Annotated in this window: 15 protein-coding genes; all 15 read left to right on the top strand. The window is 64.4% G+C overall.

What is annotated here, in order from left to right; translation table 11 throughout:
- Positions 1 to 424 precede the first annotated feature (424 nt).
- The 15 genes from A3CW_RS0129045 (at position 425) to lepA (ending at position 14,198) form a co-directional block, all read left to right on the top strand.
- The gene (locus A3CW_RS0129045; RefSeq protein WP_028206688.1) at positions 425 to 1,066 is read left to right on the top strand and encodes a DUF177 domain-containing protein; all 642 of its coding nucleotides are present in this window, start codon (positions 425 to 427) and stop codon (positions 1,064 to 1,066) included.
- Positions 1,067 to 1,200: 134 nt separating this feature from the next.
- Positions 1,201 to 1,380, top strand: coding sequence for a 50S ribosomal protein L32 (gene rpmF / locus A3CW_RS0129040; RefSeq protein ID WP_018441573.1), 180 nt, complete (start codon positions 1,201 to 1,203; stop codon positions 1,378 to 1,380).
- Positions 1,381 to 1,525: 145 nt separating this feature from the next.
- Positions 1,526 to 2,665 (top strand): phosphate acyltransferase PlsX, encoded by a 1,140-nt coding sequence (plsX, locus tag A3CW_RS0129035; RefSeq protein ID WP_028206687.1) that lies wholly within the window; start codon positions 1,526 to 1,528, stop codon positions 2,663 to 2,665.
- The gene (locus tag A3CW_RS0129030) at positions 2,665 to 3,654 is read left to right on the top strand and encodes a beta-ketoacyl-ACP synthase III (RefSeq protein ID WP_028206686.1); all 990 of its coding nucleotides are present in this window, start codon (positions 2,665 to 2,667) and stop codon (positions 3,652 to 3,654) included. Before plsX ends, A3CW_RS0129030 begins: the two co-directional genes overlap by 1 nt.
- Before the next feature lie 124 nt (positions 3,655 to 3,778).
- A complete protein-coding gene (gene fabD, locus A3CW_RS0129025) occupies positions 3,779 to 4,717 on the top strand; it encodes an ACP S-malonyltransferase (RefSeq protein WP_028206685.1) in 939 nt (312 codons plus the stop codon).
- Between the two features lie 34 nt (positions 4,718 to 4,751).
- A complete protein-coding gene (gene fabG / locus A3CW_RS0129020; protein WP_028206684.1) occupies positions 4,752 to 5,501 on the top strand; it encodes a 3-oxoacyl-ACP reductase FabG in 750 nt (249 codons plus the stop codon).
- A gap of 167 nt (positions 5,502 to 5,668) precedes the next feature.
- Positions 5,669 to 5,908, top strand: coding sequence for an acyl carrier protein (gene acpP / locus A3CW_RS0129015; RefSeq protein ID WP_004197638.1), 240 nt, complete (start codon positions 5,669 to 5,671; stop codon positions 5,906 to 5,908).
- Positions 5,909 to 6,098: 190 nt separating this feature from the next.
- On the top strand, positions 6,099 to 7,340 hold the full coding sequence (fabF, locus tag A3CW_RS0129010; RefSeq protein WP_028206683.1) for a beta-ketoacyl-ACP synthase II: 1,242 nt from the start codon (positions 6,099 to 6,101) through the stop codon (positions 7,338 to 7,340).
- On the top strand, positions 7,337 to 7,834 hold the full coding sequence (locus A3CW_RS0129005) for a protein YgfX (protein WP_154678062.1): 498 nt from the start codon (positions 7,337 to 7,339) through the stop codon (positions 7,832 to 7,834). Before fabF ends, A3CW_RS0129005 begins: the two co-directional genes overlap by 4 nt.
- A gap of 113 nt (positions 7,835 to 7,947) precedes the next feature.
- On the top strand, positions 7,948 to 8,547 hold the full coding sequence (rpoE, locus tag A3CW_RS0129000; RefSeq protein WP_027795258.1) for an RNA polymerase sigma factor RpoE: 600 nt from the start codon (positions 7,948 to 7,950) through the stop codon (positions 8,545 to 8,547).
- A 90-nt stretch (positions 8,548 to 8,637) separates the two neighbouring features.
- Positions 8,638 to 9,279: a sigma-E factor negative regulatory protein gene (locus A3CW_RS0128995; RefSeq protein WP_028206681.1), complete on the top strand. Its 642-nt coding sequence runs from the start codon at positions 8,638 to 8,640 to the stop codon at positions 9,277 to 9,279.
- A 5-nt stretch (positions 9,280 to 9,284) separates the two neighbouring features.
- On the top strand, positions 9,285 to 10,346 hold the full coding sequence (locus A3CW_RS0128990) for a MucB/RseB C-terminal domain-containing protein (protein WP_028206680.1): 1,062 nt from the start codon (positions 9,285 to 9,287) through the stop codon (positions 10,344 to 10,346).
- A 24-nt stretch (positions 10,347 to 10,370) separates the two neighbouring features.
- Positions 10,371 to 11,888: a DegQ family serine endoprotease gene (locus A3CW_RS0128985; RefSeq protein ID WP_028206679.1), complete on the top strand. Its 1,518-nt coding sequence runs from the start codon at positions 10,371 to 10,373 to the stop codon at positions 11,886 to 11,888.
- A gap of 5 nt (positions 11,889 to 11,893) precedes the next feature.
- Entirely contained in the window at positions 11,894 to 12,229 is a 336-nt protein-coding gene (locus A3CW_RS50365) for a glutaredoxin family protein (protein WP_407669773.1), read from the top strand.
- Positions 12,230 to 12,404: 175 nt separating this feature from the next.
- Positions 12,405 to 14,198, top strand: a complete 1,794-nt coding sequence (gene lepA, locus A3CW_RS0128975; protein ID WP_028206678.1) for a translation elongation factor 4 — start codon at positions 12,405 to 12,407, stop codon at positions 14,196 to 14,198.
- Positions 14,199 to 14,218 lie beyond the last annotated feature (20 nt).

The following is a 14,218-nucleotide window of genomic DNA, read 5'->3' as shown; positions in this document are numbered from 1 at the left end:
GAGTATGAAGGCGGCTGCGAATGTGGCTGGAGAAAGGACGGCTGTGCTTTGGCGATTTCCGGGTGGATTCCGCCTCGAAAACGGGGGCAGATTTCCCGTAAAACGTCGTCAGAGGCTCCCGAAAACCGCGCTCGCACAGACACTTGCGTATGCGAGCTTAAGTGTTTGACTCACAAAGATAAAGGCGATATGATTTTGGGCTTTTCATCGGTATGCTCTCGTCGTACGTCTTGTGCGGGCGCCTGAATTTTGCGGTGTCACGGCTCGAAAGACCTTGCCGGCAGCAGCGTGTCGATGGCAAATATAGGCAAACGCAGGTCGATGCAGACCAGTGCGGGCCGGTCCAGGCTGGATTGCTGCGAGCCGCTGGCGGCTTTTCGCGCATCGCTTGCCCCGCCCTAAGCCTTGAAGCAGGAGAGCGCACATGACCGAACATTCTGGTAAGCCTGCTGGCGCTGAACTGAATCCGCGCGACTTCGATATCTTCGAATTCGCGCGCAGCGAGCGCGAGGCGGCAGGTGTCGTGCGCGTCTCGCAACTGCCGCGCATGTTAAACGAAGTCCCGGCCGAGGCGCCAGATCGCGACACCGCGTTCACCTGGCAGGCTGCGGGCTTTATCCAGCAGGAATTGCAGGACAACGGCACCGAAGGGCCGCAGCCATACCTGCGGCTTGCTGTTCACGGTGGCGCGTGGCTCACGTGCCAGCGGTGCCTCGCTCCGTACGAGCAGGCATTCAATGCGGATGCGACCTTCCGTATCGTCCAGACGGAAGAAGAGGCGGACGAGTTTCCGCTCGACGACGATGAAGTCGAAGTGATCGTGGGCTCGCGCCATTTCGATCTCGTCGACTTGATCGAAGAGGAGCTGTTGCTCGCGCTGCCGCTGGTGCCGAAGCACGAAGTCTGTCCGGAAATTCACGAAAGCCTCGCCTCGGGTCCCGACGGCGCGGAGGGAGTGGATTCCGTGGACGACGTGCCGGAGCAGGAAATCGAGCCGGAAGAGCGCGTCAACCCGTTTGCGGCGCTCGAATCGCTCAAGAAGGACGGTCCTGGCAGCAAGCACTAAGGTAAGCCTTGGGCGGCTGTGCGGGGCAGGCAGTACCAGACGCGTGGGCCTGAGCCCGGAGTCCGGCCATCCCCCAAGGGTGGCGGCGGCCGGATCGGGCTGTGTTAGAATTCGGAAAATTTTCAGGAGTTATCATGGCAGTTCAACAAAACAAGAAGTCGCCGTCGAAGCGCGGTATGCACCGCTCGCACGATTTCCTCACGGGCGCGCCGCTGGCCGTCGAGCCGAGCACGGGTGAAGTGCATCTGCGTCACCACATCAGCCCGAACGGCTACTACCGCGGCAAGAAAGTCGTCAAGACCAAGAACGACTAATCGTTTCAGCGTGCGGTGCAGTGTCGCGCAGTATTGACGACCTGGCGCCGCATCTGACGATTCCGTTCGCTTGACCATATTTCGGCTCGGCAAAAAAGGCGGCATTAAACTGCCGCTTTTTTGTGCCTGAAATCCGTCGCATTCCATGACTGTTACGCTCACGATAGATTGCATGGGAGGCGACCACGGCCCGTCTGTGACGGTGCCTGCCGCAGTCCATTTCGTCCGCTCGCACCCCGACGCGCATCTCATGCTCGTGGGCGTCGAGTCGGCGGTTCGCGCCCAGTTGAAGAAGCTGAAGGCGTCGGACCATCCCGCGCTTACCGTCGTGCCCGCCACCGAGGTCGTCGAAATGGACGATCCGGTCGAAGTCGCCCTGCGCAAGAAAAAAGACTCGTCGATGCGCGTCGCGCTCAATCGCGTGAAAGAGGGCGAGGCGCAAGCCTGCATTTCGGCCGGCAACACCGGCGCGCTGATGGCCGTGTCGCGCTACGTGCTCAAGACGTTGCCCGGCATCGAACGCCCGGCTATCGCCTTCGCGCTGCCGAACCCGCGTGGTTACACGACGATGCTCGACCTCGGCGCGAACGTCGACTGCGAACCGCAGCACCTGCTGCAGTTCGCGGAGATGGGCCACGCGCTCGTCGCGGCGCTCGAGGGCAAGGATCGCCCAACCATCGGGCTCCTGAATATCGGCGAAGAAGTCATCAAGGGCAACGACACCATCAAGCGCGCGGGCGAGCTCCTGCGTGCGAGCACGCTGAACTTCCGCGGCAACGTCGAAGGCAACGACATTTACAAGGGCACCGTCGACGTCATCGTCTGTGACGGTTTCGTTGGGAATGTCGCGCTCAAGACGTCGGAGGGCCTCGCGCAGATGCTCAACGACATGATCAAGGAAGAGTTCGGTCGCTCGTGGCTCACCAAGCTCATGGCGATTGCCGCGCTGCCCGTGCTCATGCGATTCAAGAAGCGTGTCGACCATCGCCAGTACAACGGCGCGGCGCTGCTCGGCTTGAAGAGCCTCGTCATCAAGAGCCACGGCTCGGCCGATGCCTACGCGTTTGAGTGTGCGATCAATCGCGGGTATGATGCCGTCAAAAATGGTGTGCTGGAGCGCCTCGCGCACGCCATGGAAGAAAACGCCGGTTCGCTCGAACAGGCGGCAGACGAGCCCGGCGGCGCCCAGAACGTGCAAGCCGCGCAGGCGGGGCAGGCTACCAATGCGCCCAGCCAGGCAGCGGGCGAAGTACCGCCCGGCGCCGCATCATCCTCGAAGGCATAATGGCTCAATCGACTCTCTATTCCCGCGTGATCGGCACGGGCAGCTACCTTCCGCCTGATCGCGTCACCAACCAGGAACTGGCCGAACGGCTCGCCGCGAAAGGCGTCGAGACAAGCGACGAGTGGATCGTGGCCCGCACGGGCATTCACGCGCGCCACTTCGCCGCCCCCGACGTCACGACGAGCGATCTCGCGCTTGCGGCGTCGCAGCGTGCGATCGCGGCCGCCGACGTCGATCCGCAGTCGATCGACCTCATCATCGTCGCCACTTCCACGCCCGATTTCGTCTTTCCGAGCACGGCCTGCCTCTTGCAGAACAAGCTCGGCATCCGCAATCACGGCGCGGCGTTCGACGTGCAGGCCGTGTGCTCGGGCTTCGCGTACGCCGTTTCGGTGGCCGACAGCCTGATCCGTAGCGGCCAGCATCGCACGGCGCTCGTGGTCGGCGCGGAAACCTTCTCGCGTATTCTCGATTTCAGCGATCGCACCACCTGCGTGCTGTTCGGCGACGGCGCAGGCGCGATCGTGATGCAGGCGTCGAGCGAACCGGGCGTGCTTTCGAGCGCGCTGCACGCCGACGGCAGCTACGCGCACATCCTGTGCACGCCAGGCAACGTGCACGGCGGCGTGATCGCGGGCAACGCGTTCCTGCACATGGACGGCCAGGCCGTGTTCAAGCTGGCCGTGAACGTGCTCGAAAAGGTCGCGATCGAGGCGCTCGACAAGGCGCAGCTGACCGCCGACCAGGTCGACTGGCTGATTCCGCACCAGGCCAACATCCGCATCATGCAGGGCACCTGCCGCAAGCTCGGCCTGCCCGCCGAGCGCATGGTGGTGACCGTCGGCGAGCATGGCAACACCTCGGCGGCCTCGATTCCGCTCGCTTTCGATGTCGCGGTGCGCGACGGCCGCATCAAGCGCGGCCATAACGTGCTGATCGAAGGCGTCGGCGGCGGCTTCACCTGGGGCGCCTCCGTCATCCGCTTCTAAGCATCCTGAGCGGGCTCTCGCGCTCCCGCAGCCGGTCCTGGCGTACGACGTGCACGTCGTGCGCAGCCGGCGGCGGTTCATCCGAGCGCATTGCCCACCCGTATTGATCGAATTTGGGGACGTTATGAATTTCGCGTTCGTTTTTCCCGGACAAGGCTCGCAGGCCGTCGGCATGCTCGACGCCTTCGCCGATAACGCCGTCGTGCGCGAGACGCTGCAAGAAGCGTCCGACGCGCTGGGCCAGGACCTCGGCAAACTGATCGCCGAAGGCCCCGCCGAAGAACTCAATCTCACCACCAACACCCAGCCGGTCATGCTCACCGCCGCCTACGCCGTCTATCGCGCATGGCAGCAGGCGGGCGGTCCTCTGCCTGCCATCGTCGCAGGCCACAGCCTCGGCGAATATACGGCGCTCGTCGCCGCCGGCGTGCTCGCATTCCGCGACGCCGTGCCGCTCGTGCGCTTTCGCGCGCAGGCAATGCAGAGCGCGGTGCCGGTGGGCGAGGGCGGCATGGCCGCCGTGCTCGGTCTCGACGACGACACCGTGCGAGCAGTCTGCGTGGAAGCCGCTACGGCTAGCGGCGGCGTGGTCGAAGCCGTGAACTTCAACGCGCCGGCGCAAGTCGTGATCGCGGGCCACAAGGGCGCGGTCGAGAAGGCCTGCGAAATCGCCAAGGCGAAGGGCGCCAAGCGCGCGCTGTCGCTGCCGGTTTCGGCCCCGTTCCACTCGTCGCTGCTCAAGCCCGCCTCGGATCAGCTGCGCGACTATCTCGCGAACGTCACGCTGAACGCGCCGCAGATTCCCGTGGTGAACAACGTCGACGTGGCATTCGAAACCGACCCCGCGAAGATCCGCGACGCGCTCGTGCGCCAGGCCGCGGGCGCCGTGCGCTGGGTCGAATGCGTGCAGGCCATCGCGGCGCACGGCGCGACGCACGTGGTCGAATGCGGTCCGGGCAAGGTGCTTGCGGGCCTCACCAGGCGTATCGACGGCAATCTGGTCGGGGCCTCGGTGCTCGATCCGAAGTCGCTCGACGAAGCGCTCGCGCTTCTGAAGGCCTGAGCGCCTACGCCACCACCGCTAACGGATTCAAACGATGGAAAAGACTCTCGACAATCAAGCCGCGATCGTGACCGGCGCCACCCGCGGCATCGGCCGCGCGATCGCGCTGGAACTGGCGCGCCAGGGCGCGACAGTGATCGGTACGGCAACGAGCGAAGCCGGCGCGCAGGCCATCTCGGCCGCTTTCGAAGCGGCGGGCCTGAAGGGCCGCGGCGCGGTGCTCAACGTGAACGACGCCGCAGCGGCGGAAGCGCTGATCGACGCAACGGTCAAGGAATTCGGCGGTCTTGCGATCCTCGTTAATAACGCGGGCATCACGCAGGACAACCTGGCGATGCGCATGAAGGACGACGAGTGGGACTCGGTCATCGACACCAACCTGAAGTCGGTGTTCCGTCTCTCTCGCGCCGTGCTGCGCCCGATGATGAAGGCGCGCATGGGCCGCATCATCAACATCACCTCGGTGGTGGGCTCGTCGGGCAACCCGGGCCAGGCCAACTACGCCGCCGCCAAGGCCGGCGTGGCGGGCATGACGCGCGCGCTCGCACGCGAGATCGGCAGCCGCGGCATCACTGTGAACTGCGTCGCGCCCGGTTTCATCGACACCGATATGACGAAGGACCTGCCGGCGGAGCAGCAAGCCGCGCTCAAGCAGCAGATTCCGCTGGGCCGCCTCGGCAGCCCGGACGACATCGCGCATGCGGTCGCGTTCCTCGCGTCGCCGCAGGCAGCCTACATCACGGGCACGACGTTGCACGTGAACGGCGGCATGTATATGTCTTAACCGGATTCAGGTACTATCCGCGCCTTGATGCGCTTGATGCAAAACATTGCCCAAGCGCCGTCGCGGATAGCCTTCCGGAACCTTGAGCGCCGCTTTTCAGCCAGGTCAAACCTGATAAAATGCGCGCACTCGCACTCATGAGCTAACTTTTTTCCCTTGGAGGGGTAATGGACAACATCGAACAGCGCGTCAAGAAGATCGTCGCCGAGCAACTGGGCGTCGCCGAAGCTGAAATCAAGAACGAAGCTTCGTTCGTGAACGATCTGGGCGCCGACTCGCTCGACACCGTCGAACTGGTCATGGCTCTCGAAGACGAGTTCGGCATGGAAATCCCGGACGAGGAAGCCGAGAAGATCACGACGGTTCAGCAAGCGATCGACTACGCTCGCGCGAACGTCAAGGCCTAAGCGCCAGATTCCCGCCTGGGCCGCGCCGCGCATGCGCTGGCGGCCCGCGAGGACGCTCGCCCGTGAAACCGCATACGCCTGCCGCACTCGCTGCGGGGCATCTGCCGGTCAACTAGCCACAGGGCTCACAGGAGCATTTCCTGTGGCCTCTGTGGCTTTTGTTTTTGTCATCTATGGATAAGGGGTTACCGTGAGCCGTCGTCGAGTTGTTGTTACAGGCCTGGGGCTGATTTCGCCTGTTGGCAATAATGTTGCCGACGGCTGGGCCAATCTGGTCGCCGGGAAGTCCGGCATCGCCAACATCACGAAGTTCGACGCGACGAACTTCTCGACCCGCTTTGCCGGCGAAGTGAAGGGCTTCAACGTCGAAGACTACATGCCGGCGAAAGAAGCGCGCCATATGGATACGTTCATCCATTACGGCATCGCGGCGGGCATGCAGGCGATCCAGGACAGCGGTCTCGAAGTCACCGAAGCGAACGCGGAGCGGATCGGCGTGAACGTCGGCTCGGGCATCGGCGGCCTGCCGATGATCGAAGTCACGCAAACCGAACTGCTCAACCGCGGCCCGCGCCGCATCTCGCCGTTCTTCGTGCCGGCCTCGATCATCAACATGATCTCGGGCCATCTGTCGATCAAGTACGGCCTCAAGGGCCCGAATCTGGCGATGGTCACGGCCTGCACGACCGGCCTGCACTGCATCGGCGAAGCGTCGCGTCTGATCGAATACGGCGACTGCGACGTGATGATCGCGGGCGGCGCGGAATCGACCGTCTCGCCACTCGGCATCGGCGGCTTCGCGGCGGCGCGCGCGCTCTCGCAGCGCAACGACGATCCGGCGACGGCCAGCCGTCCGTGGGACAAGGACCGTGACGGCTTCGTGCTCGGCGAAGGCGCGGGCGTGATGGTGCTCGAAGAGTACGAACACGCGAAGGCGCGCGGCGCGAAGATTTATGCGGAAATCGGCGGCTACGGCATGAGCGGCGATGCGTATCACATGACCGCGCCGCTGGAAGACGGCGACGGTGCGCGCCGCTGCATGATCGCCGCGATGAAGAACGCGGGCGTCAACACCAGCGAAGTGAACTGGCTGAGCGCGCACGGCACGTCGACGCCGCTCGGCGACCTCGCGGAAACCACGGCGATCAAGCGCGCTTTTGGCGACCACGCGAAGGACATCGTCGTGAACTCGACCAAGTCGATGACGGGCCACCTCCTGGGTGGCGCGGGCGGCCTCGAGTCGGTGTTCACGGTACTGGCCGTGCACAACCAGGTGTCGCCGCCGACGATCAACATCTTCAACCAGGATCCGGCATGCGACCTGGACTACTGCGCGAACACCGCGCGGGACATGAAGATCGACATCGCGCTGAAGAACTCGTTCGGGTTCGGCGGCACCAACGGCACGCTCGTCTTCAAGCGTCACGCTTGATCCCGCACGACGAGACAGCGGCCGCGCCGAATGCTTCGGCCGGCCGCGTTCCTCCTGCTTTCCCCTCGCGGCGCGCGGGCGCGCCGCTTCTTTCCCTGCGTCCATCGCGTGCGCTGCAACTGCTCGTTGCCGCGGGTTTGGGCGTGGCCGCGACCGCCGTCTACACGACGCTCGTCCCCTGGTTCGGCGCCTGGCAAGCCTTGCCGGTCACGCTGGCGTTCCTCGCGACCGGCGGCCTCGCGGCTGCGGCGTGGCGACGCAAGCAACCGGCCTTCCTCGAAATCGGGTCAGATTTTCTGGTGGCGTGGTCGCGCGATGGCGCCTGCCTCGCGGCCGGGCGCCTTGCGGGCGCGTCGCAATGGGGCGCATGGCTGCTCGCGCTCGTCGTGGAGCAGGGCGCACGCCGCACGACGATTCTCGTCGCCGCCGACGCCATTCCGGCAGAAGCCTTCCGCACACTCGCCGTGCGCGCGCGCAGCGCGGCCGGTCGCTGAGCTTCCTTTCGCTGTAAAGCTTGTAACCGCTGTTACTCACGTAACGTGAGACCGTGGCGAGGACGCTACAATGGTGCCCCCACGTCTACTTCATGTGCTAACGGATTTTTCAGGTGAGCGAAAAAGAAATTGATCAGGTTCTGGTCGAGCGCGTGCAAAAAGGCGACAAGGCCGCGTTCGAGCTCCTGGTCTCGAAATACCACCGCAAGATCATCCGGCTGATCTCGCGCCTCGTGCGGGACCCCGCCGAGGTCGAGGACGTGGCCCAGGACGCCTTTATCAAGGCTTACCGCGCACTACCGCAGTTTCGTGGCGAATCGGCTTTCTATACGTGGTTGTACCGGATTGCTGTCAATACGGCGAAGAACTACCTTGCGACCCAGGGAAGACGCGCGCCGACTTCTACCGAGGCAGATGCTGAAGAAGCGGAAACTTTCTCGGACGCCGATCAACTAAGGGATATCAATACGCCCGAGTCGATGTTGATGAGCAAGCAGATCGCACAGACGGTCAATGCTGCGATGGCGGTTTTACCGGAAGAGCTGCGCACCGCCATTACGCTTCGGGAAATAGAAGGCCTAAGCTACGAGGAAATCGCCGAGATGATGGGGTGCCCGATCGGCACCGTCAGATCGAGAATTTTCCGCGCTCGGGAAGCCATTGCGGCAAAATTGCGTCCGCTGCTGGACACTCCGGAAGGCAAGCGCTGGTAAGAAGAAGCACCAGCTTCGCCCCGGGCGGCGACGCGATTCACCAGAATGAGTTGGTGTCAAAGGGACGTCTGTTAGGGAATGGGGAGCATCATGGGTTCGGTCTCGATGCAATCGGTATCAAGCTCGCGCGGCGAGCGTCTGTCCGCCTTCGTCGACGGTGAAGCGTCGGCGCAGGAGCATCTGAACGGAAATTATCTGGAACTCGACGGCGAAGGGCGCGCAGCCTGGTCGGAGTACCACCTGATCGGCGACGTGCTGCGTTCTGACGATCTGGCCCTCAGCCAGGCGGCAAGCCGCGCTTTCATGACGGGTTTCGCGGCGCGCTTCGAAGCGGAGCCGCATCTGCTCGCACCCGCCGCGCTGCCGCAGGCGCAGGCTGGCCGCAACGGGCGCGTGGGCCGCATTCTGGCGCTGCGCCGTCGCGTGATGCCGTCGCTGGCCGTGGCGGCGGCCGCCGCCACGCTCACGTGGATCGTCATGCCGCAAATGCGCGGCGTGGGCATGGCCGGCGCGCCGCAAATCGCCGCCGTGCAGTCGCAGGGCGACGGCGTGCAGCGCGTGGCGATGAACACCACGCCAGCGCCTGTCGCGGGCGGTCAGGACGGTAACATCATCCGCGACGCGCGGCTCGACGAATATCTGCAGGCGCACCAGCAGTTCGCGCAGCAACCGGTCATGTCGGACTCCATGCCGTACGTCCGCTCAGCCGCTCTTACCACGCAAGGCCAATAAGTTTGATGCAGACATTGCGGTTGAATAAAAAGACAATCTGGGGGCGGTTGCCGGCATTCCTTTGCTGTGCAGCCGTGATGTTCACCGCACTGTCTGTCGCCCCGCGTGCCCACGCGCAAGGCGCGTCCGCGGCCGATGCCGCCGCGCGCCAGGGCGCGGCACAGCTGCTCGACCGCATCCAGCAGGCCGCCCAGCAGCAAAATTACGAAGGCACCTTCGTCTACCAGCGCGGCGAGTTCGTGCAGTCCTCGCGCATCACGCACTACGCCTCGAAGCAGGATGGCGAGTTCGAAAAGCTCGAAAGCCTCGACGGCAAGCCGCGCACGATGCTGCGCCACAACGACGATCTCTATACCTTCGTGCCCGAGCGCAAGCTGCTCGTCGTCGAAAAGCGCCAGAACAAGGACGCTTTCCCGGCGCTGCTTTCCACGAGCGGCGACCAGGTGCTGGGCGTCTACGAGCCGAAGATGCTCGGCAACGACCGGGTGGCGGGCCTCGACAGCCAGGTGATCCAGCTAGACCCGAAGGACAATTTCCGCTTTGCCTACAAGCTGTGGGCGGACGCGAAAACCGGTCTGCTGCTGCGTTCGCAGATGCTCGACCCGTCGAACGGCCAGGTGCTCCAGCAGCTCGCGTTCACGCAGGTGCGCATCGGCGGTCCGGTCGACAAGACGCCTATCGTGAACGGTATGCGCAATATCGAGGGCTGGAACGTGGTGCGCCCGCCGCTCCAGCCGGTCGACATCGAAGCGCAGGGCTGGTCGTTTGGCCAGGCCGCACCGGGGTTCCAGAAGATTCGCGAAGTGCGTCGGCCGATGGCGGCGCGCGACGCGAGCGATCCGCCCATCCCGGTCGATCAGGCCGTATTCTCCGACGGACTGTCCACACTCTCCGTGTTTATCGAGCCGGTCAAGAACAACAGTCGCAAGGAAGGCTCGGGCAGCAGTGGCGCGACCCACGTGCTCGTGAAGCGCAGCGGCGATTACTTCATCACGTTGCTTGGCGAAGTGCCCCAGACCACGTTGCAGCAGTTCGCGTCTGCCATAGAATACAAGGCTCCCAGGTAACTCCTTCCTTCGGCTGACTTCGATATGACGATTCTCCCGCTGCGCAAATTCTTCGCGGCCGCGGTCGTGGCGGCGTGCCTGCCGTTCGCACCGCATGTGGCATCGGCGGCGCCGGCTGCCAACCTGCCCGACTTCGCCGACCTCGTGGACAAAGTGGGGCCGTCGGTCGTCAATATCCGCACCACCACGCGTGTCTCCTCAGCTCAGCGCGGCCTGCCACCGGGCATGGATCAAGGCGACATGTCGGAATTCTTCCGCCGCTTCTTTGGCATCCCGCTCCCGCAAGGGCCGCAGGGTGGGCAGGGCGGCGGCCAGGGTGGCAGCCAGGGCGGAAGTCAGGGTGGCGGTTCGGACTCCGGCCCGGACAGCGGCAACGACACCGAACAGAATAGCGGCGTCGGCTCGGGTTTCATCCTCTCGAGCGACGGCTACGTGATGACCAACGCGCACGTGGTCGACGACGCGGACAGCATCTACGTGACGCTCACCGACAAGCGCGAATTCAAGGCCAAGCTGATCGGCGTGGACGACCGCACCGACGTTGCCGTCGTGAAGATCCAGGCCGCGAATCTGCCGGCCGTGACGATGGGCGATTCGAACAAGGTGCGCGTGGGCGAGTGGGTCGTGGCGATCGGTTCGCCGTTCGGCCTCGAGAACACCGTGACGGCGGGCATCGTGAGCGCGAAAGGGCGCGACACGGGCGACTATTTGCCGTTCATCCAGACCGATGTGGCCGTGAATCCCGGCAACTCGGGCGGTCCGCTCATCAACATGCAGGGCGAGGTGATCGGCATCAACTCGCAGATCTATAGCCGCACCGGTGGTTTCATGGGCATCTCGTTCGCGATTCCGATCGACGAGGCGATGCGCGTGGCGGATCAGCTCAAGTCCACGGGCAAGGTCACGCGCGGCCGCATTGCCGTGGCCATCGGCGAGGTGACGAAGGACGTGGCCGACTCGCTCGGTTTGCCCAAGGCGCAAGGCGCGCTCGTCTCCAGCGTCGAGCCGGGCGGCCCGGCCGACAAGGCGGGCATCCAGCCGGGTGACATCATCCTGAAGTTCAACGGCGTGAGCGTCGACGCCGCGACCGACCTGCCGCGCATGGTCGGCGACACGAAGCCGGGCACCAAGGCGACCGTGACGGTCTGGCGCAAGGGCGCAACGCGCGATCTGCCGATCACGATCGCCGAGATGCAGACCGACAAGAGTGCGAAGGCCGACCAGAAAAAGGCGCCCGAGCCCAAGCCGCGCGCGTTGAACGCGCTCGGTATCGCGGTGGTCGATATCCCCGCCGACCAGCTCGCCCAGCTCAAGATCAAGGGTGGCGCGATGGTGGACGCGGTGGATGGCCCCGCACAGCGCGCCGGCCTGCAGAAGGGCGACATCATCCTGCGCGTGGGCGACACGGATATCACCAGTGCGAAGCAGTTCCAGGAGGTGACCGCGCATCTCGACCCGCAGAAGATGGTGGCGGTGCTCGTGCGTCGCGGCGACAACACGCAGTTCGTGCCGTTGCGTCCGCGCGCGCCGGGGCAGAAGTAACGCCGATGCGCACACCCATGCGGTCTGCGTCGGCGGCGCCGGGCGCGCTCGAACGGACGAGCGCGCACCTCGTGCTCTACGGGCGCGCGTGGTGTCATCTGTGCGAGGACATGCGCGTGGCGCTCGAGCCGCTAGTCGCAGCGGCGGGCGCGCGGCTCGACGTCGTCGATGTCGATTCCGACCCCGCGCTCCAGGCCCGTTACGACGAACTCGTGCCGGTGCTCCTTTGCGACGGCATCGAGCTGTGTCACTACCGCCTCGACGAGGCGCGCGTGCGCGCGACGCTGGGCCTGGGTCCTGGCGCACCGAGCGCACCGCCGGCTCCGACGGGCGGTGCGTGAAACTAACGGCCGGCACGCCGCGGGACATCTGCGTCGCGCCATGACACATCCGTTACATCACCGGATGGTTCGCCCGTGGGACCCCTTTTCGGCTAAAATAGTCCGGTTTTTCATCTGTTTACGAGGCGTGCCACGCAATCGTTGGGGCGCGCCTTTTTCGCTTGATCGGTACTGAATGGATCATATTCGTAACTTCTCGATCATTGCGCACATCGACCATGGCAAGTCGACGCTCGCCGATCGCATCATCCAGCTGTGCGGCGGCTTGTCCGACCGCGAAATGGAATCGCAGGTGCTCGACTCGATGGATCTCGAGCGCGAGCGCGGCATCACCATCAAGGCGCAGACCGCTGCGCTCACCTACAAGGCGCGTGACGGCAAGGTCTACAACCTGAACCTGATCGACACGCCGGGGCACGTCGACTTCTCCTACGAGGTGAGCCGCTCGCTCTCTGCGTGCGAGGGCGCGCTGCTCGTGGTGGACGCGAGCCAGGGCGTCGAGGCGCAGACGGTGGCGAACTGCTACACCGCGATCGAACTCGGCGTGGAAGTCGTGCCGGTGCTCAACAAGATCGACCTGCCCGCCGCCAACCCCGAAAACGCCATCGAAGAAATCGAGGACGTGATCGGCATCGACGCCACCGACGCCACGCGCTGCAGCGCGAAGACCGGCCTCGGCGTGGAAGACGTGCTCGAAGCGCTCATCGTCAAGGTGCCGCCGCCCGAGGGCGATCCGCAAGCGCCGCTGCAGGCGCTCATCATCGACTCGTGGTTCGACAACTACGTGGGCGTGGTCATGCTCGTGCGTATCGTCAACGGCACGCTGCGTCCGAAGGACAAGATCAAGCTGATGGCCACCGGCGCGCAGTATCCGGTCGAGCACGTCGGCGTGTTCTCGCCGAAGTCGCGCAATCTCGAGGAGCTTTCGGCGGGGCAGGTGGGCTTCATCATCGCCGGCATCAAGGAACTCGCTGCGACCAAGGTGGGCGACACCGTCACGCTCGCGACCAAGCCGGCCGCCGAGCCGCTGCCGGGCTTCAAGGAAGTGAAGCCGCAGGTGTTCGCGGGTCTCTATCCGGTCGAGGCGAACCAGTACGACGCGCTGCGCGAATCGCTCGAAAAGCTCAAGCTCAACGACGCTTCGCTGCAATACGAGCCGGAAGTTTCGCAGGCGCTGGGCTTCGGCTTCCGTTGCGGCTTCCTCGGTCTCTTGCACATGGAAATCGTGCAGGAGCGTCTCGAGCGCGAGTTCGACATGGACCTCATCACCACGGCGCCTACCGTGGTGTACGAGGTCGTACAGGCGGACGGCAGCACGATCAAGGTCGAGAATCCGGCGAAGATGCCGGAGCCCTCGAAGATCGCCGAGGTCCGCGAGCCGATCGTGACCGTGAACCTGTACATGCCGCAAGAGTACGTGGGTTCGGTCATCACGCTCTGTACGAACAAGCGCGGCAACCAGATCAACATGCAGTACCACGGCCGCCAGGTGCAGCTCACGTACGAAATTCCGATGGCGGAAATCGTGCTCGACTTCTTCGACCGTCTGAAGTCGGTGTCGCGCGGCTACGCGTCGATGGACTACGAGTTCAAGGAGTACCGCACTTCGGACGTCGTGAAGGTCGACATGCTGATCAACGGCGACAAGGTCGATGCGCTGTCCATCATCGTCCACCGTTCGCAGTCGCAGTACCGCGGCCGCGAAGTCGCGGCGAAGATGCGCGAGATCATTCCGCGCCAGATGTACGACGTGGCCATTCAGGCCGCGATCGGCGCGCACATCGTCGCGCGCGAGAACATCAAGGCGCTGCGCAAGAACGTGCTGGCCAAGTGCTACGGCGGCGACATCACGCGTAAGAAGAAGCTGCTCGAAAAGCAGAAGGAAGGCAAGAAGCGGATGAAGCAGGTCGGCTCGGTCGAGATTCCGCAAGAGGCCTTCCTCGCCATCCTTCGTGTCGAAGATAAATAAGTAACGCAAATAAGCCGGAC

Source organism: Paraburkholderia nodosa DSM 21604, from assembly GCF_000519185.1.
Classification (GTDB): Bacteria; Pseudomonadota; Gammaproteobacteria; order Burkholderiales; family Burkholderiaceae; genus Paraburkholderia; species Paraburkholderia nodosa.
Note: the sequence above shows the minus strand (reverse complement) of the source record. Positions and strands in the feature narration are given on the sequence as shown.